Source organism: Cobetia sp. D5 (assembly GCF_035666195.1).
In the GTDB taxonomy this organism is placed as follows: Bacteria; Pseudomonadota; Gammaproteobacteria; order Pseudomonadales; family Halomonadaceae; genus Cobetia; species Cobetia amphilecti.
Map to the genome: position 1 here is coordinate 777,929 of NZ_CP142020.1, position 22,262 is coordinate 800,190.

Below are 22,262 nucleotides of genomic sequence, written 5' to 3' on the forward strand. Positions count from 1 at the left end.
TGTCCTTGCCGACGTCGGGTCTGATCATTCATCACGCACGTCCCATCACTTCTCAAGCACGTTGAGCGGAGCATCACAATGACAAACAACACGCTGCGTTTCGCTGTCGCCATCGGCAGTCTGCTGCTGGCAGGTGCCGTCCAGGCCGAAGACAAGAAGCTGTATCTCTTCAACTGGACCCAGTACATGGACCCGGAAATCATCACCGCTTTCGAGGAGAAGTTCGGCGTCGAGGTGGTCGAGAACTACTACAACTCGCTGCCGGAGATGCTGGCCAAGCTCAACGCGGGCGGCGTCTCCCAGTACGACATCATCGTGCCGTCCAACTATTACGTGCCGCGTCTGATCGAAACCGGCCTGGTGCAGAAGATCGACAAGGCCAAGGTCCCGAACCTGGCCAATGTCGCCGAGCAGTTCAGTGACCCGAATTTCGATCCGGGCGCCGAATATACCGCTCCCTATCAGTGGGGCGTGACGGGACTGGTCTACAACGCCAGCACCTTCAAGGACGCTCCCAAGAGCTGGTCCTTGCTGTTTGATCCTGCCGTCAATGGCTATTACCCCTTCAGCCTGATGGGCGATGGTCAGGTCAGCATGGGGTCTGCCTGTGCCTATCTCGGGCACGGCTACGACTGCACCGACCTGGATGACTGGCGCGAAGCCGCCAGGCTACTGATCGAGACCAAGCACCGCGACAACTTCAGCGGCTTCTCCGATGGCACGCCGGCGCTTCAGCAGCTGGCGCGCAAGGTCACCCATGGCGCGTTGTCCTACAACGGCGACTACCTGTTCTATCTGGAGGAAAACCCGGAGTCCTTCGCTGACATCAAGTTCGTCATTCCTGACGAAGGTGCCGAGAAGTGGGTGGATTCGATGATGATTCCGGCCAAAGCACCGCACCCGGAGCTGGCGAACGCCTTCATCAACTTCATTCTGGATGCCAAGGTCGGCGCGCAGCTCTCCAACTACAACTACTACGCCAGTCCCAACGCCGCCGCTGCGCCGTATCTGGATGAGGTACTGACTCAGCCACCGATTCAGCCCTCTGAGGATGACATGGCGCGCCTGCGTTTCTCACCGAGTCTCTCCGGCCAGCAACTGCAGGTATTTCAGCAGCTGTGGTCTGAGGTGCAGTCGCGCTGAACCGAGGGGCTCTGAACCGAGGGAGCTCTGATTGATGTCTGAGTCGAAGCCACGCATGGAGCATCACGATGACAACTGACACGCTGCGTTTCGCTGCGGCCATCGCCAGCCTGTTGCTGGCCGGTGGCGTCCAGGCCGAAGACAGGAAGCTGTATCTCTTCAACTGGACCCAGTACATGGACCCGGAAATCATCACCGCCTTCGAGGAGAAGTTCGGCGTCGAGGTGGTCGAGAACTACTACAACTCGCAGCCGGAAATGGTCGCCAAGTTGAATGCCGGGGGTGTCTCCCAGTACGACATCATCGTGCCCTCCAGCTACTACGTACCGCGCCTGATCGAGATGGGCCTGGTGCAGAAGCTCGACAAGGACAAGGTGCCGAATCTGGCCAATCTCGCCGAGCAGTTCCGTGATCCGGTGCTGGGGGAGGGGCTCGACTATGCCGCGCCCTATCAGTGGGGTGTCACCGGGCTTGTCTACAACGCCAGCACCTTCAAGGAAGCGCCCAAGAGCTGGTCGATGGTGTTTGATCCGACCATCAATGATGCCTGGCCGTTCGGCTTGATGACCGGTGGTCAGGTCAGCATGGGCATCGCCTGCGCCTATCTCGGCCATGGCTACGACTGCACGGACCTGGATGACTGGCGCGAGGCCGCCAGGTTGCTGATCGAGACCAAGCATCGCGGCAATTTCAGTGGCTTCTCCGACGGCACGCCCGCACTTCAGCAGCTGGCGCGCAAGGTCACGCATGCCGGGCTGTCCTTCAATGGCGACTACCTGTTCTATCGTGAGGAAAATCCGGAGTCCTTCGCTGATATCAAGTTCGTCATCCCCGATTAGGGCACCGAGAAGTGGGTGGATTCGATGATGATTCCCGCCAGGGCGCCACACCCGGAGCTGGCGAATGCCTTCATCAACTTCATTCTCGATGCTCGGGTCGGCGCGCAGCTCTCCAACTACAACTACTACGCCAGCCCCAATGCCGCGGCAGAGCCGTATCTGGATGAGGTGCTGACTCAGCCACCGATTCAGCCCTCCGAAGAGGACATGGCGCGACTGCGTTTCTCACCGAGTCTCTCCGGCGAGCAGCTGCAGATCTTCCAGCAGCTGTGGTCCGAGGTGAAGGCGCGCTGAGCGCTGGCAATCGGGTCTATCGAAGCAGGCTGCCGAGCGCGTGGCCTGCCCTGTAGCGTTCAAGGAAGGTGTCATGAAGTACGAACCCAATGGTCGCGAAGACGACGAAGCCGTGCTGCAGGAATGGTTCACGGCACATGGCATCACCGAGGTGGAATGTCTGGTCACCGACCTGACCGGCATTCTCAAGGGCAAGATCATGCCGGCGCGCAAGTACCTCAATGGTGGGCGACCGCGCCTGCCGGACTCCATCTTCATCCAGACCGTCACCGGCGGGTATCCGGATGATGAAGACAGCCGCTTCTGGAATCCGGCCGAGCAGGACATGCAGCTGATCCCGGATACCAGTGCCGTCTATCTGGTGCCATGGGCGGAAGACCCCACCGCGCAGATCATCCATGACTGCTATTACCTCAATGGTGATCCGGTGGAGCTGTCGCCGCGCTATGTGCTCAAGCGAGTGCTGGCACTGTATGCCGCACGCGGCTGGAAGCCGGTGGTGGCCCCCGAAGCCGAGTTCTATCTCGTCAAGACCAACAAGGACTCCGACTATCCGCTGGAGCCGCCCATCGGGCGCAGCGGTCGTCAGGAGAGCAGCCGTCAGTCCTATTCCATCGATGCGGTCAATGAGTTCGATCCGCTCTTCGAGGAGATGTATGACTACTGCGAGGCCATGGGGCTGGATCTCGATACCCTGATCCATGAGGAGGGCGCCGGGCAGATGGAGGTCAATTTCGAGCATGGTGACCCGCTGGCGCTGGCCGATCAGGTCGTGATGTTCAAGCGCACGCTGCGCGAGACGGCATTGCGCCACGGCATGTACGGTACCTTCATGGCCAAGCCGATGGCCTATCAGCCGGGCAGCTCGATGCATATCCATCAGAGCCTGGTGGATGTCGCGACCGGCAGGAACCTGTTCGCGGATGATGAAGGGCGGGCCAGCACCCTGTTTCGCAACTTCATCGGCGGCTTGCAGACCTACATGCCGTCCGCGATGCCGTTCTTCGCGCCCAACGTCAATTCCTATCGCCGCCTGATGCGCAGCGAGACCAGTGGCTCCGCGCCGATCAACGTGGAGTGGGGCTTTGACAACCGCACCGTCGGCTTGCGGGTGCCGGTGTCAGATGCCGAGGGGACGCGGGTCGAGAACCGTCTGGCCGGCGCCGACGCCAATCCCTATCTGGTGATGGCTGCCTCGCTGGCCTGCGGCTATCTGGGCATGATGGCGCAGATCGAGCCGCGTCCGCCGGCCGTGGGCTCTGCCTGGGAGGGCGGTAATTCCTTGCCGGACGATATCGGGCCTGCACTGAATGCGCTGCACTCCTGCAAGCCGTTGGCGGATATTCTCGGCGAGCGCTTCGTGAAGAGCTATCTGGCCGTCAAGCGTGCCGAGCATCGTGAGTACTTCCAGGTCATCAGCTCGTGGGAGCGGGAGCACCTGCTGCTGCGTGTCTAGCCCTTCGGAACATGTCCTGTGTGTCTAGCACTGTGTATCTCACCCTGCGGGGCAAGCCCATGAGGGAGCCGAGAGGCCGTGACAGTCGTCACGGCCTCTCGGCGTTTCAGGTGGGGCGCTCTGTGATGGCAGGTTGCTGCTTGTGGTGATTATTGCATGTCAAAGTCGGCGTGATTGGCTCGATGATCCGTGATATCGTGCTTTTATGTTGATTAAAATAACCAAAAGGAAATTGTCATGAGTGCCTCTCTGCCCCTGGAACATGCTGCCTCCTGGTATGCCGCCTCAGCCAATGCCGCGCCCGAACGGCCCCCGCTAGCGGGAGATGTCAGCTGTGATGTCTGCGTCGTCGGGGCTGGCTTCACCGGCATCTCGGCGGCGCTGCACCTGGCCGAGCAGGGCCTCAAGGTGATGGTGCTGGAGGCCGCCCGCGTGGGTTACGGCGCATCCGGTCGCAATGGCGGGCAGATCGTCAACAGCTACAGCCGCGACATGGATGTGATCGAGGAGCGTTTCGGCGCCCAGACGGCACGTGCGCTGGGCGACATGGCCTTTGAAGGCAACCGCATCATTCGTGAGCGTATCACCGGTTATGGCATCGATTGTGACCTGCGCGAAGGCAATCTGTTTGCCGCCTGCAATGCGCGTCAGCTCAAGGGGCTCAAGGAGCACAAGGCGCTGTGGGAGCGCTATGGCAACTCCAGTCTTGAATTGCTGGAAGGCGATGCCTACAAGCGTGAAGTGAGTGCCGAAGGCTATACGGGCGCGCTGGTCGATCACTCCGGTGGCCATATTCATCCGCTCAATCTGGTGTTGGGCGAAGCCGCAGCCTTCGAGTCGCTGGGCGGCGTGATCTTCGAGCACAGCCCGCTGCTGAGTCTCGAGCATGGCAGCCCCGTCGTGCTCAAGACCGCGGGCGGTATCCTGCGGGCCGACCGCGTCGTGATGGCGGGCAATGCCTACCTCAATGGTGTGCTGCCGGAGCTTGAAGGAAAGTCGATGCCCTGTGGTACCCAGATCATCACCACCGAACCGCTGGCGGAGGATGTGGCGCGTAGTCTGCTGCCCAACAACATGGCGGTGGAAGACTGCAATTACCTGCTCGATTACTACCGCCTGACCCGTGACAACCGACTCATCTTCGGTGGCGGCGTCAATTATGGCGGCGAAGACCCCAGCAATATCGAAGCCTTGATTCGTCCCAAGATGCTCAAGGCCTTCCCGCAACTGGCCAAGGTCAAGATCGACTACGCCTGGAGCGGTACCTTCCTGATGACGCTCAATCGTCTGCCTCAGTTCGGCGTGCTCAATGACAACGTCTACTACGCCCAGGGCTATTCCGGGCATGGCGTGACCTGCAGCCATCTGGCAGGGCGCTTGATCAGTGAGGTGATGACCGGCCGTGATGGCCGCTTCGATGCCTTCGCCGGCCTGCCGCACCTGCCGTTCCCCGGTGGCCGCATGCTGCGGGTGCCGCTGTCTGCCGTGGGGGCCTGGTACTACCAGACCCGCGACAAGCTCGGTATCTGATCAGCCTGTTCTCCAGAATGCCCCAAGCCGCCTTCCTTATCGGGAGGTGGCTTTTTCATGGGCTGGAAAGCACGCCTGACCTGGCCCGAAACGCACTGCGCCCCGCCTGTGAAGGCGGGGCGCAGTGCATGTCTGGCCGATTCATGGCGTGAGCGCTGGGTCAGCCGGCGATCCAGAATCCCATCAGCAGGAAGCCCAGCGTCGTGACCAGCGCACCGATCAAGGTGTAGGGCAGTTGCGTCAGCGCATGCTGCATCGGCTGGACCCCGCAACCCTGTGAGGACAGTACCGAAGAGTCCGAGAAGAAGCAGGCGTGGCTACCGAAGCTGGAGGCTGACAGCAGGGCACCGACGATCAGCGGCAGCGAGGTATCCATGTGCAGTGCGATGGGAATCACGATCGGGATCGAGATCACGAACACGCCCCAGGAGGAGCCGGTCGCGAAGACCACGACGGCCATGCTGACGAACACGATGGCCGGCAGGATCGCCGGAGTCAGGTAGGGTGTCAGGCTCTCGATCATGAAGGTGGTCATGCCTAGCTGGTCATTGACCTCGCGCAGCACGAACCCGACCGCCACGATGGCCAGGGGCAGCATCATGGTGCGAAAGCCGTCCATCACCGCGTCCATCAGCGAGGAAAACGACACCAGGCGCTGGGCGAGATACAGCAGGATGGTGAACAGCGTAGCGACGATCACGCCCTTGAGCAGGTCGATCTCGAACCAGGCGCTGGCGCCGATCAGCACGGCCATTGGCAGCACGAAGTTCATCAGACCGATCCATGGGCTGGATTTCGGCGCTTCTGCTTCCGGCAGGGGCTCCGGGGCGCCGTCAGGAATCGGCTGGCCGGCCTTGGCGCGTCGCTCGGCGGCCTTCATCGGTCCGATGTCCGGCATCAGGCCAATGGCGACCAGCATGGCCAGCGCCATCGCGATCCAGCCATACAGCATGTAGGGAATCGCCTGGATATAGAGCGACATGCCGCTTTCGGTGGCACCGCCTTCCTCGAGCAGTTGGGAGAAGTACACCGCCCAGGTCGAGAGGGGCACCAGAATGCAGATGGGCGCGGCAGTCGAGTCGACGATATAGGCCAGCTTCTCACGCGAGACCCCGAAGCGGTCCGTCAGGCGTTTCATCGCCGCCGGCGTCGCCAGGGCATTCAGATAGTCATCGATGAAGATGAGAATGCCGAGGATCACGGTGCCGATCAGCGACTGACGACGGGTCTTGAGCAGGCGACCGATCATGTTGCTGAAACTCAGCGTGCAACCGGACTTCTCCATCATGGCGATGAAGCCGCCCATCAGCCCACAGACCAGAATCAGCCAGGCGATGGTCTCGTTCATCATCACGCCCAGCGAGATATCGGCCAGCTCTCCGATGTAGTCGTCAGGCTGCAGTATCAGCAGACCCGCGAGCGCGCCGATGGCCAGGGCTTCCAGGGTGCGATGGGTCGCGATGGCGACCACCAGCACGATCAGCGATGGCACGAGGCTGATCCAGCCGAACGGCGTGCCGGCCTCATGGGTAAAGGTGATGCCCAGCACCAGTGCCAGGATGACGCCGAACATGGCAATGCTGCGCCCCTTGCCACGGACGCTGACGGAGGGAGCGAAGGGGTGTGGGGGCGCTGGGGGGACGGGAGAGACCTGATTCATGCCCGGGCCTCCCATGCAGCGAGGAAGTGCTCGGTACTGACTTGGTCGGTACTGACTTGCTCGGTACTGAGTTGGTCAGCGCAGCAGCGCTCTGCGGGGAGCCGGTCTGCAAAGCCGTGGCCATGCAGTGAGTGACCAACGAAGTCGCGGGCAGCGACGGTTTTTATGATTGTCATGTCCTGAGCCCTGGAGTTGGTGGAGGGGTCGGTGTGGATCAGATGTTGCGCAGGTACCAGTCGTATTCCAGACGGCTGATGATCTGCATGGCCGCTTCACGCTCCGCGCGACGGCCAGCAATGAAGACGTTCAGGAAGCGCTCGCTGAAGGCGTGGGCCAGTGCTTCACTCTCCTCCAGCAGCGTCAGTGCCTCGGGCCAGCTGTTGGTCAGGCTCGGCTCGAACTGGTCATAGGCATTGCCGGTGACCGGCTCGCCCGGCGAGACCTGATGCGTGATGCCGTGGATCACCGAGGCCAGCAAGGTGGCCAGCAGCAGGTAGGGATTGACGTCGGCCCCGGCGACACGGTGCTCGAGACGACGTGCCTCGTTGGGGCCGGAGGGGATACGGATGGCGACCGAGCGATTGTCGAAGCCCCAGGTCGGCGCCATCGGCACGTACAGGCCCTGCTGAAAGCGGCGATAGGAATTCAGGTTGGGCGCAAACAGCGCCATCGAGGCGGGCATCAGTTCCAGCAGGCCGCCGATGGCGTGACGCAGGGTCTCGGTGCCCAGCGGATTCTCGTCCTGCGCGGCGAAGACATTGTTGCCGTGCTGGTCCAACAGGCTCATGTGCGCATGCATGCCGTTGCCGGCCTCGTCGCCATACGGCTTGGCCATGAAGGTGGCATCGAAGCCGTGGCGCAGGGCGACGCCCTTGATCAGACGCTTGAGCAGGACAGCGCTGTCACAGGCCTTCATGACATCGTCGAGATGGATCAGGTTGATCTCGAACTGGCCCGGCGCACATTCCTTGAGCGCGGTATCCAGCGGCAGCTGTTGGATGCGCGCGGCAGTCTGGATCTCGTCGAGGAAGTCGGCGTACTCATCCAGCTCGCCGATGGAATAGAGCTGGCTTTCGCTGGCGCGCTCGCCTGTCAGCGGGGAGCACGGCGGCTGCACCATGCCCAGGTCATCGCGTTCGCGATCGACCAGATAGAACTCCAGTTCCAGCGCGACGACCGCCGTCAGGCCCATGTCGGCAAGAATATCGACCTGTTTCTGCAGCTGATTGCGCGGGTCGGCAAAGAAGGGGCCATCCTTGTCATCACGCATGTTCATCAGCAGCTGCCCCTGCTTGCCGTTGCGCAGCCAGGGGGCTGCCATCAGGGTGCCGGGGATGGGGCGGCAGACCTGATCACTGTCACCGCTGCTGAGCCCCAGCCCGGTTTCCTCGATGGTGTTGCCGGCGATATCCAGTGCGAAGACGGAGCCTGGCAGGTTGATGCCATTCTCATAGGCCTTTTCCAGATTCTCGCGCGGGATTCGCTTGCCGCGCTGGATGCCGCTGATGTCACTGATCAGCAGATCGATGTTCTCGATTTCCGGATGACGGTCCAGAAATTCTCTGGCCTCATCGACGGGGAGGCTGTACATGGATATCACCTGTGGGCATGGGATGTTGTGGTTTATATATCGCCATCATGGCCATTGTTGTCAAATATTTTACAACACTTGACGGTTTTCGTGGCTGGATGGCTTTGGTGTTATGGCGATAAATCCTTTTTAAACAGTGTGTTGTATGGATTTTTGTGAAATCGTCGTTTCGTCGGGTTGGCAAGGAAAGGCGTTCAGTCTATGTTGATTAAAACATACCAATCATCCAAGGCCTGCTTGTTCGCCTCAAAGGAGATCCCATGCCACCTCGTCCCCTGGTGGGCGTCATTGCCTGCCGTCGCACCGTAGAAGGTCATCCGGCGCATATGGTGACCGACAAGTACGTCAGCGCTCTGCGTGAATTCGGACTGGATCCGGTGGTCATTCCGGTCTGGGAGGATGTCGAGCCCGACGCCGCCAGCGCCCTGCTGGCACGCCTGGATGGTCTGCTGCTGACTGGCAGCTATTCCAACATGCACCCCTCACGCTACGGCGAGACCAGCGCGCCGGAGAATACCTATGAAGACCCGGCCCGCGACGCTGCGGTGCTCTGCTGGGTGCCGCTGGCGCTTGAGTTGCGACTGCCGCTGCTGGGGATCTGCCGCGGGTTTCAGGAGCTGAACGTTGCCTTCGGCGGCAGCTTGCACCAGGCGGTGCAGAAGGTGGCAGGCCTGATGGATCATCGTGAGCCCAAGGGCGATCTCGAGGCGCAGTTCGCGCCATCGCATGCCATCAGCATCTCGCCCGGCGGAGTGCTGGCAGGGCTTTACGCCGCGCCCGAGGCGCAGGTCAATTCCTTGCATCAGCAGGGGGTCGCCCGTCTTGGTGAGGGCCTGAATATCGAAGCGGTTGCCCCGGATGGGCTAATCGAGGCGGTCTCGGTCAGTGGTGCGGCGTCCTTCACGCTGGCGGTGCAGTGGCATCCGGAATGGAAGCCGCGTGAGCACGCCTTGTATCAGGCGATTCTGGAAGGCTTTGCCGCGGCCTGTCGTGACAAGGCCGAGGGTGGCACCTTGCCGACCTGTCACCCGACTCGCGAGGAGGCGTGAAGATGGCAATGAATGACGCTGGCGAACGCCTGAAGGCGCTGGATGCGCGCCACCACCTGCACCCCTTCACCGACTTCAAGCAGCTGGGCGAGCAGGGCAGTCGAATCATCACCGGTGCCAGCGGCGTCTATATCCATGACGCCGATGGCCAGCGGATTCTCGATGGCATGGCGGGGCTGTGGTGCGTGAACCTCGGCTATGACCAGCCGGAACTGGTCGCGGCGGCCAGCCAGCAGATGACGCAGCTGCCGTACTACAACACCTTCTTCAAGACCGCCCACCCGCCGGCGATCGAGCTGGCGGCCGAGCTGTGTCGTCTCGCGCCGGAGCATATCAATCATGTCTTCTTCACCGGTTCCGGTTCTGAAGCCAATGACAGCATGCTGCGCATGGTACGGCGGTTCTGGGCGCTCAAGGGCCAGCCGGAAAAGCAATGGATCATCGCGCGCGAGAATGGCTATCACGGCTCGACCGTCGCGGGCATGAGCCTGGGTGGCATGGCCCCCATGCATGGTCAGGGTGGCCCCTGTGTGCCCGGCATCACGCATATTCGCCAGCCCTACTGGTTCGCGGAAGGGCGTGGAAAGGCGAGTGAAAGCCCGGAACTTGTGACACGGAGCAGAGACGATTTCGGGCGATTGTGTGCCGAAGCACTGGATGCGCGTATTCAGGAACTGGGCCCGGACAACGTGGCCGCCTTCCTGGCCGAGCCCGTGCAGGGTGCCGGCGGTGCGATCATGCCGCCTGACAGCTACTGGCCTGCCATCAAGGCCGTGCTGGCGAAATATGACATCCTGCTGGTGGTGGATGAGGTCATCTGCGGCTTCGGTCGCCTCGGCGAATGGTTCGGCAGTCAGCATTACGACCTGAAGCCCGATCTGATGCCCATCGCCAAGGGGTTGTCCTCCGGTTACCTGCCGATCGGTGGTGTGCTGGTCGGCGATAGGGTCGCCGATACGCTGATCGAAGAGGGCGGCGAGTTCTTCCATGGCTTCACCTATTCCGGACACCCGGTGTGTGCCGCCGTGGCGCTCAAGACCCTCGAGATCATGCAGCGCGAGGATATCGTCACCCGGGTGCGTGACGACCTGGGGCCGTATCTCGCCAGTCGCTGGGCCACGCTTGCAGACCACCCGCTGGTCGGCGAGGCGCGTTCGCTTGGCCTGATGGGGGCGCTGGAGCTGGTGGCCGACAAGGCCAGTGGCGAGCGTTTCGATTCTTCCCAGGCCGTCGGCAACCTGTGTCGTGATATCTGTTTCGAGACGGGACTGGTGATGCGCTCGGTGGGCGACACCATGATCATCTCGCCGCCGCTGGTGATCACGCATGAGCAGATCGATGCGCTGGTCAGTCTGGCGCGCGCGGCACTGGATGAAACGGCGCGCCAGCTGGCGAGTCACGCCGCCGCTTGCTCTTCCGCTGCGCTGAAGGCCACTTCGCCCTCGTCCTCGCTGCCTTCTTTACTCTCCTCTGCTCCATCCTCTGAACCTTCCTCTTCCCTGACCTCGGAATCCTGATCATGAGCCGTCCTCAGACATTGGCCGAATGGCAGGCGCTGGCCGCCCGCCTGACCCCGCAGTTGCAAGGCAATGCCTTCATCAATGACGAATTCGTGCCGGCGGTCAGCGGCGAGACTTTCGAGAGCCTCAACCCGGCCACCGGTGAGCGGCTGGCGATGGTCGCCAGCTGTGACAGCGCCGATGCCGAGATCGCCATTCGTCATGCGCGTGCCGCCTTCAAGAGCGGTGTCTGGTCGCGCATGGCCCCGACCCGGCGCAAGCAGGTGTTGCTCAGACTCGCCGAGCTGATGGAAGCCCATCAGGATGAGCTGGCGTTGCTGGATAGCCTCGACATGGGCAAGCCGGTCACCAGCGCGCTGAACGACATGGCCGGGGCGATCGGCTCGATCCGCCACCAGGCCGAGTCCATCGACAAGCTTTACGGTGAGGTCGCCCCGACCGGTCAGCAGGCGCTGGGCATGGTGCTGCGCGAACCGCTGGGCGTGGTGGCCTCCATCGTGCCGTGGAACTTCCCGCTGATGATGACGGCGTGGAAGATCGCCCCGGCGTTGGCGGCGGGCAACAGCGTCATCCTCAAACCGTCGGAGAAGTCACCGCTGTCGGCGCTGCGTCTGGCGCAGCTGGCGCGTGAGGCCGGTATCCCGAGCGGCGTCTTCCAGGTGCTGCCGGGCTTCGGGCATACCGTCGGGCGTGCACTGGCGCTGTCGATGGACGTCGAATGCCTGGCCTTCACCGGCTCCACCGCCGTCGGCAAGCAATTGATGCAGTATGCCGGGCAGTCGAATCTGAAGCGGGTGTTCCTGGAGTGTGGCGGCAAGAGCCCCAACATCGTCTTCGCCGATTGCGCCAATCTGGATCGCGTCGCCGAAAGTGCCGCTGCCGCCATCTTCTACAACCAGGGCGAGGTCTGTATCGCGGGTTCACGTCTGCTGGTGGAGAACTCGATCCGTGATGCCTTCGTCGCCAAGGTGGTCGCGGCTGCCGAGCGCATGCAGCCGGGCGACCCGCTGGACCCGGCAAGCTTCATGGGCGCGATGGTCGACAGTACCCAATATGAGCGCGTGATGGGCTATATCCGCCAGGGTGTCGAGGAGGGCGCGGCACTGCGCGCCGGCGGTGAGGAGGTCGAAGGGTCCGGACTCTTCATTCGTCCTGTGGTCTTCGATGGCGTCACGCCACAGATGGCGATCGGCTGCGAGGAAATCTTCGGCCCGGTGCTGTCCGTGTTCGGCTTCGAGACCGAAGACGAAGCGCTGGCGTTGGCCAATGACAGTGACTTCGGGTTGGCGGCAGGGGTGTGGAGTCAGGACATCGATCGCATCATGCGCGTGACGCATCGTCTCGAATCCGGTCAGGTCTTTGTCAACAACTGGGCGGGGGGCGATCAGACCATGCCCTTCGGTGGGGTGAAGCAGTCCGGCAACGGCCGTGACAAGTCACATCACTCGCTGGCGGAGTACACCCAGCTCAAGAGTGTCTGGATCGAGCTGAGCTGAATTGGAATGCGCTGAACTGAAATGAAATGAGCTGTGTAGGCCCCCGTGAACTCAGGGGCTTGCGGAGAAAGAAGAGGCCACGCGATTGCGTGGCCTCTTCTTGCTTGCCTTCGCCACAAGGGCTAGAACATCCGCGCCGGCGTCGCGCAGCTGACCAGGCGACACTCGACATCACCGATGTTGCGGAAGCGATGCGGCACGTTGGTATCGAAGTAGTAGGCGTCGCCCGCCTTCAATACCCGCGTGTCGCCACCGATGGTGATCTCTATCTCGCCCTCGATGACCACGCCCGCTTCCTCACCCTGATGGGTGATCATCTCGCGGCCAGTGTCAGTGACGGGCGGGTAGGTCTCGATCATGAACGACAGGGCGCGGTCACGCCGCTTGGCGCCCACCAGCTTGAAGATGACATCGCCGCTGCCGACGTTGATCAGCTCCTCCTCGCTGTAGAACACCTTGGCGGTGTTCTCGAGCTCCATGGTGAAGAAGTCGCCGACACTCATGGGAATGGCGGCGAGAATCTTCGACAGTGAACTCACCGACGGGCTGACCTTGCCCTGTTCGATCAGTGACAGGCTCGAGTGTGTCACACCGCAGCGCTTGGCCAGCTCGCGTTGCGAGATGCCACGCAAGGTACGCAATGCCCGCAGGCGGGCACCGACATCATCTGCCATCAGAACATCCTTCATGTCGCGACGAGTTGAGGAGAGGGGCAAGCCCTTCCAGACCGACGACGGCCAGCCACGGAGCTCCGCGACTGGCCGTCGTTCACGTGCTGGTGGTCGAGATCAGGGGCATCGGCATCAGAGCCGGCGCTGTCCTGATCATCGACAACGCGATCAGCTGAGGCTATCCAGCTTGTCTTTCAGCACCTTGTTGACCTGTTGCGGATTGGCGGTGCCGCGCGAGGCCTTCATCACCTGACCAACGAAGAAGCCGATCATCTTGCCACGCTTGTCCGGCTCGGCTTCCTGATACTGGGTCACCTGGGCCGGGTTGTCGGCGATCACCTGATCGACCACGGCTTCGATGGCACCGGTGTCGGTGACCTGCTTGAGGCCGCGCGACTCGATGATCTCGTCGGCACTCTTGCCTTCGCCATCCCACAGCGCGGCGAACACCTGCTTGGCGGCCTTGCCGTTGATGGTCTCATCGACGATGCGCTTGATCAGGCCACCCAGCTGGGCCGCGGAGACCGGGCTGACGGTGATGTCGAGGTTTTCCTTGTTGAGGCGACCGGCCAGCTCGCCCTGCACCCAGTTGGCGGCCTGCTTGGCGTCGCCGCAGACATCCTTCACTTCCTCGAAGAAGTCGGCCATCTCGCGGCTGGCGGACAGCACGCTGGCGTCATAGGCGGACAGGCCCAGTTCGCTTTCGAAGCGCGCGCGTTTCTCGGCCGGCAGTTCCGGCAGGGTCTGGCGCAGGTGTTCGATGTAGGCCTCGTCCACTTCCACCGGCAGCAGGTCCGGGCACGGGAAGTAGCGGTAATCGTTGGCTTCTTCCTTGGTGCGCATGCTGCGCGTCTCGTCGGCGTCCGGATCATACAGGCGGGTTTCCTGTACGACCTTGCCGCCGTCCTCGATCAGCTCGATCTGACGCTCCACCTCGAAGTGGATGGCGCGCTCGATGAAGCGGAAGGAGTTGACGTTCTTGATCTCCGCGCGGGTGCCGAAGGCTTCCTGGCCCTTGGGGCGCACCGAGACGTTGACGTCGCAACGCAGGGAACCTTCGGCCATGTTGCCGTCGGAGATGCCCAGGTAGGTGACGATGGCGTGGATCGCCTTCACGTAGGCCACCGCTTCCTTGGCGGAACGCATGTCAGGCTCGGAGACGATTTCCAGCAGCGGCGTGCCGGCACGGTTGAGGTCGATGCCGGTCATGCCCTGGAAGTCTTCGTGCAGCGATTTGCCGGCATCTTCCTCGAGGTGGGCGTGGTGGATGCGGATCGACTTGCGCGTGCCATCTTCCAGCAGGATCTCGAGCACGCCAGGACCGACGATGGGCTGATCCATCTGGCTGGTCTGGTAGCCCTTGGGCAGATCCGGGTAGAAGTAGTTCTTGCGTTCGAACACCGAACGGCCGGCAACGGCGGCATCGACGGCGAGGCCGAAGCGCACGGCCATGGCCACGGCCTGCTCGTTGAGCACCGGCAGGGTGCCCGGCAGACCGAGGTCCACGGCGCTGGCCTGGGTGTTGGGCTCGGCACCGTAGGTGGTGGAAGAGCCGGAGAAGATCTTTGACTGGGTGGCGAGCTGAGCGTGAACCTCAAGCCCGATTACGACTTCCCATTGCATCAGGCTTGCTCCTGTCCGAATTCCGGGCGCTGGCGGTGCCAGTCGGTGATTTGCTGGAACTGGTGCGCGACGCCCAGCAGGGTCTGCTCACCGAAGTGCGGGCCGAGAATCTGCAGACCCACCGGGCGCTTGCCTGCCAGGCCGGCCGGCACGCTGACGCCCGGAATGCCTGCCAGGTTGATGGCGATGGTGTAGAGATCCTGCAGGTACATGGACAGCGGGTCCTTGTGCGCGCCGAGATCGAACGCCGGGGTCGGTGCCGCCGGGCCCATCAGTACATCGACCTGGTCGAAGGCATCGAGGAAGTCCTGACGGATCAGGCGACGCACCTTCTGGGCCTTGATGTAGTAGGCATCGAAGAAGCCTTCGGACAGGGTGTGCGTGCCGATGATGATGCGACGCTTCACCTCGTCGCCGAAGCCTTCCTCGCGGGTGCGCTTGTAGAGGTCTTCCAGGTCCTGCGGGTCCTTGCAGCGATGGCCGAAGCGCACGCCGTCATAACGCGACAGGTTGGAGGAGGCCTCGGCCGGTGCGATCACGTAGTAGGTCGGGATGGCCAGGTGGGTATGCGGCAGCGAGATTTCCTGCACGCTGGCACCGGCATCCTCGAAGACCTTGATCGCGGCACGCACGGAGGCTTCGACTTCCTCGGACAGGCCTTCGCCGAAGTATTCCTTCGGCAGGCCGATCTTCAGGCCCTTGAGGTTGTAGTCCAGCCCTTCGACGTAATCCGGCACGCCACGCACCACGCTGGTGGAGTCGCGCGGGTCGGCGCCGGCGATCACGTTCATCAGGCGCGCGCAGTCTTCGGCGGAGCGGGCCATCGGGCCGCCCTGATCGAGGCTGGAGGCGTAGGCGATCATGCCGTAGCGCGAGACGCGACCGTAGGTCGGCTTGAGGCCGGTGATGCCACAGAAGGCGGCCGGCTGGCGGATGGAACCGCCGGTGTCGGTGCCCAGGGCGGCCGGCGCAAGGCCAGCGGCGACGGCGGCGGCACTGCCGCCGGAGCTGCCACCCGGCACGGCGGACAGGTCCCACGGGTTCTTGACGGCGCCGTAGTGGCTGTTCTCGTTCGAGGAGCCCATCGCGAACTCATCGAGGTTGGTCTTGCCGAGAATCACCACGCCTTCGGCCTTGAGCTTCTCGATCACGGTGGCGTCGTAGGGCGCGACGAAGTTGTCGAGCATCTTCGAGCCGCAGCTGGTGCGCACACCTTCGGTGCAGAAGATGTCCTTGATGGCCATCGGCACGCCGGTCAGCGCGGCGGCATTGCCAGCGGCACGGCGCGCATCGGCGGCATCCGCATCACGCAGCGCGTCTTCGCGGCACAAGGTGATGTAGCTGTTGAGCTCGCCGTCGAGGCGTTCGATACGGGCCAGGAAGGCTTCCGTCAGCTCGCGGCTGGTGTATTCGCCGGCCTCCAGGCCTTGCGCCAGCTCACTGAGCGTCTTGTCATGTAGTGCAATGGACGATGACATGTTCGATTCCATCAGTGCAGACGATGCGCCGGGCATCGTCCGCAGAAATTCCGGGGCGGACGGGGCGTGCCGCGTGACGTGGTATCCGATGGCAGCCGGTCACGATGCGTGAGCGACCTGCCAGGCGAGATCACTCGACGACGCGCGGAACCAGATACAGACCCTGCTCTGTGGCCGGGGCCACCTGCTGAAAACGCTCGCGCTGATTCGATTCGGTGACTTCGTCCGCGCGCAGGCGTTGCGTGGCTTCCAGCGGGTGTGCCAGCGGTGCGACGCCGTCGGTATCGACCTGTTGCAGCTGGTCGACCATGGCGAGAATCCGGTCGAGATCCTCGACGTAGGCTTCGGCATCCTGCGAGGCAAGACCCAGGCGTGCGAGGTGAGCGGCACGCAGCACATCTGAATGTTCAAGGGCCATTGAAGTTTCCCTGTCTTGGCTTCGAGAGGCTTGAGGTGACGGCAGGAGTCGGAGACGACCACGCGGAATCGGATTGGCGCGACGAGCGCGAAAAGCCGAATTCGAAAATTGTGGTGTCCCGGCAAACCCGATGCCCGTTACCCTGTAAAACAGCGCGCTTTGCAGCGATGGAGCAATCTGTCGCCGAATGCGCCGTTACAGTGTGATTCGGCGTGAAATGTACCACATCTGCGTCGCTCTGGCAGGCGTGTCAGCTTGCCGCCATGGGGTGGCAATGGTACCGTTCGCGTCTGCACAGGGTTCCGGTCTGGACTAGGTGATCAACTTCCATGTTTAAACGTTTACGTGGGCTGTTCTCGAGCGATCTGTCGATCGATCTGGGTACTGCCAACACGCTTATTTATGTGCGCGGTCGCGGTATCGTGCTCGACGAGCCCTCAGTCGTGGCCATTCGCCAGTCCGGGAATGCCCGCAGTGTGGCGGCCGTCGGTGCCGATGCCAAGCGCATGCTGGGGCGTACCCCCGGCAATATCACGGCCATCCGTCCGATGAAGGACGGCGTCATCGCCGACTTCACCGTTACCGAACAGATGCTCCAGCATTTCATCCGCAAGGTGCATCAGAGCACCTTCCTGACACCCAGCCCTCGTGTGCTGGTGTGTGTGCCGTGCATGTCGACCCAGGTCGAGCGTCGCGCCATCAAGGAATCGGCCGAAGGGGCCGGCGCGCGTGAGGTTTACCTGATCGAGGAGCCGATGGCTGCCGCGATCGGTGCGGGCCTGCCGGTGGAAGAGGCGATGGGCTCCATGGTGGTCGATATCGGTGGTGGTACCACTGAAATCGCCATCATCTCGCTCAACGGCGTGGTCTATTCCGAATCCGTGCGTATCGGCGGTGACCGCTTCGACGAAGCCATCACCTCCTATGTGCGTCGCCATTACGGCAGCCTGATCGGTGAGGCGACGGCCGAGCGCATCAAGGAAGAGATCGGTTGTGCCTACCCGGGTGGCGAGCTGCGCGAGATCGACGTGCGCGGCCGCAACCTGGCCGAGGGCATTCCGCGTTCCTTCACGCTCAACTCCCATGAGATTCTCGATGCGCTGCAGGAACCGCTGGCGGCCATCGTCTCGGTGGTCAAGAGCGCGCTCGAGCAGTCTCCGCCTGAGCTGGCCTCCGACATCGCCGAGCGCGGCCTGGTGCTGACCGGTGGTGGTGCGCTGCTGCGTGACATCGACAAGTTGATCGCGGAAGAGACGGGCCTGCCGGTGATCATCGCCGAAGACCCGCTGACCTGCGTGGCGCGTGGCGGTGGCAAGGCGCTGGAAATGATCGATCAGCACACCTTCGAGCTGCTGTCGAGCGATTGACCTCGTCCGGGGCCGGGCATGCTGTGTGCTGTACGGCTGGTCCCGGCCTGTCGGAGGAAGTGCTATCAAACCCCTGTTCACGCGTGGCCCCGTGCCCGGCTACCGCATGCTGTTGTGCGCGGTGCTGTCACTCGCGCTGATGTTTGCCGAAGATCGCTTCAGCTGGATGGTCGATGTGCGCGCCAGCATGGCGACGCTGGTATCGCCCGTGCAGTGGGTCGTCAGCTTGCCGACGGAAGGCATCAGCTGGGGCGCGCTGGTGTTTGCCGACCAGCAGGAGCTGGCCGACGAAAATCGCGCGCTGCGCGAACAGCTGCTCAATCTGTCCAGCCGTGTGCAACGCATGGCGAGCCTGGCCTCCGAGAATACGCGCTTGCGCGAATTGCTCAATGCCGGGCAGCGTAGCGACATCCCCTATATCACCTCCCAGTTGCTGACCCTCGATGCTGACCCGTTCTCCCACCGCATGGTGGTGGACCGCGGCGAGCAGGATGGCGTGCGCATTGGCTTGCCGGTACTCGATGCCTATGGCCTCGTCGGCCAGGTCATCTCCACCTCGGCCTACAACAGTCGCGTGCTGATGATCAGTGATGCCAGTCACGCCGTGCCGGTGGAGATCAATCGCAATGGCCTGCGCTTCATCGCCCAGGGCAGTGGCAAGATCGATCAGGTCGATGTGCTGCATGTGCCGGACACCGCTGACATTCGTGTCGGTGATCTGCTGGTGACTTCCGGACTGGCGCTGCGCTTTCCGCGCGGCTTGCCGGTGGCACGTGTTACCGAGGTCTATCATGATCCCGGCAAGCCGTTTGCCCGCGTGAGTGCCGAGCCCATCGCGCAGCTGGAGCGCTCGCGCAACTTCCTGATCCAGATGCCGCCACCGGTGGATACCGACAACCTGTATGTCGATGACAGTCTCGATGAGTTGCCGCGTGACAACCTGGCGGCGCCCAGGCCCGAGGGTGACGACGCCGCGCAAGGCTCCGCCGAGGATGCGGCAGACGCTCAGGCACCCACCGATGCTGCCGGGGAGAACAACTGATGGCCTTTCGTCCCCAGACCACCTTGCTGTGCTGGTTCTCGCTGCTGCTGGCGCTGTGTCTGCAGGTCATGCCATTGCCGGATGTATGGCTGATCTGGCGGCCCCAGTGGCTGGGCCTGATGCTGGTCTACTGGTGCATCGTCTCGCCGCAGAGTGTCGGTGTCTTCCACGGCTTCCTGTTCGGGCTGGCGCTGGATGTCCTGCAGGGCGCACCGCTGGGGCACAACGCCCTGGTACTGTCGCTGACGGCCTTCATGGGTGTGCTGCTCTATCAGCGCATTCGCGCCTACTCGCTGTTGCAGCAGGCGTTGCTGGTAATCGTGGTGCTGGGCATCGCGCAGTTGCTGGATCAATGGCTGCGCAGTCTGTTCGGTGCCGGCCCCGTCAGCCTGTCGTTCCTGCTCTCGGCGGTCATCGGCGGCGCATTGTGGCCGTGGCTCTATACCCTGCTGCAGATGCTGCGTCGGCGGGTCGCGGCCTGAGTGCCACTGGCACGTCGCTAGCGCTTCTTATGAGCTTCCAAAAGCCGCCTACGGGCGGCTTTCTGGTACTTGTCAGCCATGTTTCTCTTCACGAGGTCTTCCATGTCATCCAGTTCAAGGTCATCCAGTTCAAGGTCATCCACTTCCAGGCCATCCACTTCCAGGCCATCCACATCTGACACTGAAAGCCCCACTTCCTCACTCTTTGCGAACTCTGACGCCGCGACGCAGCGCAAAGTGATGTCTCAGGGCGTTGCTCAACAGGGCACTGATCAACAGGGCGCTGCTCAAGCGGAATTGATTCTCGCTTCGGGATCGCCGCGTCGACGCGATCTGCTGGCCAGTATCGGCATCCAATGTGAGGTGGCGCCGGTGGATATCGATGAGACGCCGCAGGCCAATGAGTCGCCGGAGCATTACGTGCTGCGGCTGGCGCGGGAGAAGGCGCAGGCCGGTTTCGCGGCCCTGGCGCAGCGGACGGCAGGCCAGACGGCGGGGTGGCGAGTGCTCGGCGCGGATACCGCGCTGGCACTGGATGGACGCATTCTCGGCAAGCCCCGCGATGAGGCTGACGCGCGCGCGATGCTGCTCAGCCTGTCGGGGCGCAGCCATCAGGTGCTCAGTGGCGTGGCGCTGTGTCATGGCGACGCCGGGCGCGACATGCGCTGCGCGAGCGAGCTGGTCGAGAGCCGCGTGACTTTCCGCACCATCACCCCAGAGGAGGCCGCACGCTACTGGGCGACCGGTGAGCCGGCTGACAAGGCAGGTGGCTACGCCATCCAAGGGCTCGGCGCCGTCTTCGTCAGTCATCTCGAGGGCAGTTACAGCGCCGTGGTCGGGCTGCCGCTGCATGAGACCGCAGAGCTTCTGAGCAAGGCGGGCGTTCAGCCGTGGCAACCACTCTGACGGGCGATGTTCTGCACTGCGGCAGTCGGGTGTCGAGACAGCACTCCAGCGCCATCGCGAAGGACGATGGCTTGCGTGCGTGGCACAAAATACCCGTTGCAGGAAATCCTTAGTCGATAGATCACAGCCGGGGGCTCCCTTGCTATGTCATAATCGCAAGCAACGACTTTACAAGGACTTGCGCTATGAGCGGCGAGGTATTGATCAACCTGACACCGATGGAGACCCGCGTGGCGGTGGTCGAGAACGGTGTCCTGCAGGAAGCCTTCATCGAACGCAGCGGGCGACGCGGCATCGTCGGCAACATCTACCGTGGCAAGGTGGTGAGAGTGTTGCCCGGCATGCAGGCGGCCTTCATCGACATCGGTCTCGAACGGGCCGCCTTCATCCATGCCCAGGAAGTCATGCCGGCGCATACGCCGCATGACGAGCAGCTCTCGATCCGCGAGCTGCTCAGCGAAGGCCAGCCACTGGTGGTGCAGGTCACCAAGGACCCCATCGGCACCAAGGGCGCCCGGCTGACCACGCATCTGTCGGTGCCGTCACGCTATCTGGTCTACATGCCGGACTCGCCGCATACCGGCGTGTCGCAGCGCATCGAGAGCGATGCCGAGCGTGACCGCCTCAAGGAGCTCACCGAGCAGTGCCTGACGGCGCTGGATCCGGAAGCCCCCGGCGGCTTCATTCTGCGCACGGCGGCCGAAGGCATCAGCGAGGCCGAGCTCAAGCAGGACATGCACTTCCTGCTGCGCCTGTGGCGCAAGGTCAGCGAGCGACGCCTGACCGCCGCCGTGCCCAGCGTGATCTATGATGATCTGCCACTGTTCATGCGCACGCTGCGCGACGTGATGCGTGACGAGATCGAGCGCGTGCGCATCGACTCGCGCGAGAACTTCATCCGGCTCAAGGAATTCGCCAGCGAGTTCATGCCCGACATGGAAGGGCGCATCGAGTATTACCCCGGCGAGCGGCCGATCTTCGATCTGTTCAGTGTCGAGGATGAGCTGCACAAGGCGATGGGCCGCAAGGTGCAGCTCAAGAGTGGCGGCTATCTGGTGATCGACCAGACCGAGGCGATGACCACCATCGACGTCAACACCGGGGGGTTCGTCGGTCATCGCAACCTCGAAGAGACCATCTTCAAGACCAATCTCGAGGCGGCGACCGCCATCGCGCGCCAGCTACGGCTGCGCAATCTCGGCGGCATCATCATCATCGACTTCATCGACATGGAAGAGACCGAGCACCAGCGCCAGGTGCTGCGCGTGCTCGAGAAGTCGCTGGAGCGTGATCATGCCAAGAACAAGATGACCGGCGTGACCGAGTTGGGCCTGGTGCAGCTGACGCGCAAGCGCACGCGCGAGAGTCTGGAGCAGGTGCTGTGCGAGGCCTGCCCGACCTGTCAGGGGCGCGGCACCCTCAAGACGCCGGAGACGGTCTGCTACGAGATCTTCCGCGAGATCATGCGCGAAGAGCGCGCCTACAGCCCGGATACCTACATGGTGCTGGCCTCGCAGAACGTGGTCGATCGCCTGCTGGACGAGGAATCCGCAGCTGTGGCGGACCTCGAGAGCTTCATCGGCAAGACCATCCGCTTCCAGGTCGAGGCGCATTACACCCAGGAGCAGTACGATATTGTGCTCATGTGATCTGTCAGCCGCCGCGCCTGCGATGATGCCGGGAGTCGCGTTATCCAC

Annotated in this window: 20 protein-coding genes; 14 read left to right on the forward strand and 6 right to left on the reverse strand. The window is 62.7% G+C overall.

Features of this window, described 5'->3' with window-relative positions; all coding sequences use genetic code 11:
* Positions 1 to 78 precede the first annotated feature (78 nt).
* The 5 genes from U0O11_RS03280 (at position 79) to U0O11_RS03300 (ending at position 5,262) form a co-directional block, all read left to right on the forward strand.
* Positions 79 to 1,143 carry an ABC transporter substrate-binding protein gene (locus tag U0O11_RS03280; protein WP_225347590.1) on the forward strand — a complete coding sequence of 355 codons (1,065 nt, stop codon included), beginning with the start codon at positions 79 to 81 and terminating at the stop codon, positions 1,141 to 1,143.
* Between the two features lie 68 nt (positions 1,144 to 1,211).
* The gene (locus tag U0O11_RS03285; protein WP_324691651.1) at positions 1,212 to 1,982 is read left to right on the forward strand and encodes an ABC transporter substrate-binding protein; all 771 of its coding nucleotides are present in this window, start codon (positions 1,212 to 1,214) and stop codon (positions 1,980 to 1,982) included.
* A gap of 27 nt (positions 1,983 to 2,009) precedes the next feature.
* Positions 2,010 to 2,276: a hypothetical protein gene (locus tag U0O11_RS03290; RefSeq protein WP_324691653.1), complete on the forward strand. Its 267-nt coding sequence runs from the start codon at positions 2,010 to 2,012 to the stop codon at positions 2,274 to 2,276.
* Positions 2,277 to 2,349: 73 nt separating this feature from the next.
* Positions 2,350 to 3,732: a glutamine synthetase family protein gene (locus U0O11_RS03295; RefSeq protein WP_225347592.1), complete on the forward strand. Its 1,383-nt coding sequence runs from the start codon at positions 2,350 to 2,352 to the stop codon at positions 3,730 to 3,732.
* A gap of 237 nt (positions 3,733 to 3,969) precedes the next feature.
* Positions 3,970 to 5,262 (forward strand): NAD(P)/FAD-dependent oxidoreductase, encoded by a 1,293-nt coding sequence (locus U0O11_RS03300; protein WP_225347593.1) that lies wholly within the window; start codon positions 3,970 to 3,972, stop codon positions 5,260 to 5,262.
* Positions 5,263 to 5,422: 160 nt separating this feature from the next.
* Here the strand turns inward: U0O11_RS03300 and U0O11_RS03305 are convergent, their stop codons facing one another.
* On the reverse strand, positions 5,423 to 6,922 hold the full coding sequence (locus tag U0O11_RS03305) for a Na+/H+ antiporter NhaC family protein (protein WP_324691656.1): 1,500 nt from the start codon (positions 6,920 to 6,922) through the stop codon (positions 5,423 to 5,425).
* 214 nt (positions 6,923 to 7,136) lie between these two features.
* A complete protein-coding gene (locus U0O11_RS03310; RefSeq protein ID WP_054555114.1) occupies positions 7,137 to 8,513 on the reverse strand; it encodes a glutamine synthetase family protein in 1,377 nt (458 codons plus the stop codon).
* Positions 8,514 to 8,773: 260 nt separating this feature from the next.
* Between U0O11_RS03310 and U0O11_RS03315 the strand changes: the two genes are divergently transcribed.
* From U0O11_RS03315 to U0O11_RS03325, 3 genes are read left to right on the forward strand one after another with little or no spacing between them, the layout of a single operon-like run.
* Positions 8,774 to 9,562, forward strand: a complete 789-nt coding sequence (locus U0O11_RS03315; protein ID WP_225347595.1) for a gamma-glutamyl-gamma-aminobutyrate hydrolase family protein — start codon at positions 8,774 to 8,776, stop codon at positions 9,560 to 9,562.
* Between the two features lie 2 nt (positions 9,563 to 9,564).
* Positions 9,565 to 11,079: an aspartate aminotransferase family protein gene (locus U0O11_RS03320; RefSeq protein WP_324691659.1), complete on the forward strand. Its 1,515-nt coding sequence runs from the start codon at positions 9,565 to 9,567 to the stop codon at positions 11,077 to 11,079.
* Positions 11,080 to 11,081: 2 nt separating this feature from the next.
* Positions 11,082 to 12,578, forward strand: a complete 1,497-nt coding sequence (locus U0O11_RS03325; protein ID WP_225347596.1) for an aldehyde dehydrogenase — start codon at positions 11,082 to 11,084, stop codon at positions 12,576 to 12,578.
* 122 nt (positions 12,579 to 12,700) lie between these two features.
* On the opposite strand, the gene U0O11_RS03330 is transcribed toward U0O11_RS03325, so the two are convergent.
* From U0O11_RS03330 to gatC, 4 genes are all read right to left on the reverse strand, one after another.
* Entirely contained in the window at positions 12,701 to 13,252 is a 552-nt protein-coding gene (locus tag U0O11_RS03330; protein ID WP_043332584.1) for a cupin domain-containing protein, read from the reverse strand.
* A gap of 165 nt (positions 13,253 to 13,417) precedes the next feature.
* A complete protein-coding gene (gatB, locus tag U0O11_RS03335) occupies positions 13,418 to 14,872 on the reverse strand; it encodes an Asp-tRNA(Asn)/Glu-tRNA(Gln) amidotransferase subunit GatB (RefSeq protein WP_043332582.1) in 1,455 nt (484 codons plus the stop codon).
* Complete coding sequence (gatA, locus tag U0O11_RS03340) at positions 14,872 to 16,350, reverse strand: Asp-tRNA(Asn)/Glu-tRNA(Gln) amidotransferase subunit GatA (protein ID WP_225347597.1); 1,479 nt, start codon at positions 16,348 to 16,350, stop codon at positions 14,872 to 14,874. Before gatA ends, gatB begins: the two co-directional genes overlap by 1 nt.
* A 130-nt stretch (positions 16,351 to 16,480) precedes the next feature.
* Complete coding sequence (gatC, locus tag U0O11_RS03345) at positions 16,481 to 16,768, reverse strand: Asp-tRNA(Asn)/Glu-tRNA(Gln) amidotransferase subunit GatC (protein ID WP_054555110.1); 288 nt, start codon at positions 16,766 to 16,768, stop codon at positions 16,481 to 16,483.
* A 329-nt stretch (positions 16,769 to 17,097) separates the two neighbouring features.
* Here gatC and U0O11_RS03350 point away from each other — a divergent pair, with 329 nt between their 5' ends.
* The 6 genes from U0O11_RS03350 to rng all read left to right on the forward strand — a co-directional run bounded on the left by U0O11_RS03350 (position 17,098) and on the right by rng (position 22,214).
* A complete protein-coding gene (locus U0O11_RS03350) occupies positions 17,098 to 18,135 on the forward strand; it encodes a rod shape-determining protein (protein ID WP_043332576.1) in 1,038 nt (345 codons plus the stop codon).
* A 64-nt stretch (positions 18,136 to 18,199) separates the two neighbouring features.
* The gene (gene mreC, locus U0O11_RS03355) at positions 18,200 to 19,177 is read left to right on the forward strand and encodes a rod shape-determining protein MreC (protein WP_263643039.1); all 978 of its coding nucleotides are present in this window, start codon (positions 18,200 to 18,202) and stop codon (positions 19,175 to 19,177) included.
* The gene (mreD, locus tag U0O11_RS03360) at positions 19,177 to 19,659 is read left to right on the forward strand and encodes a rod shape-determining protein MreD (RefSeq protein WP_043332574.1); all 483 of its coding nucleotides are present in this window, start codon (positions 19,177 to 19,179) and stop codon (positions 19,657 to 19,659) included. The genes mreC and mreD overlap by 1 nt, the downstream gene beginning before the upstream one ends.
* A 29-nt stretch (positions 19,660 to 19,688) precedes the next feature.
* On the forward strand, positions 19,689 to 19,838 hold the full coding sequence (locus U0O11_RS03365) for a hypothetical protein (RefSeq protein WP_225347599.1): 150 nt from the start codon (positions 19,689 to 19,691) through the stop codon (positions 19,836 to 19,838).
* A gap of 61 nt (positions 19,839 to 19,899) precedes the next feature.
* On the forward strand, positions 19,900 to 20,565 hold the full coding sequence (locus U0O11_RS03370; RefSeq protein ID WP_225347600.1) for a Maf family protein: 666 nt from the start codon (positions 19,900 to 19,902) through the stop codon (positions 20,563 to 20,565).
* Between the two features lie 185 nt (positions 20,566 to 20,750).
* Complete coding sequence (gene rng, locus U0O11_RS03375) at positions 20,751 to 22,214, forward strand: ribonuclease G (RefSeq protein WP_043332570.1); 1,464 nt, start codon at positions 20,751 to 20,753, stop codon at positions 22,212 to 22,214.
* Positions 22,215 to 22,262 lie beyond the last annotated feature (48 nt).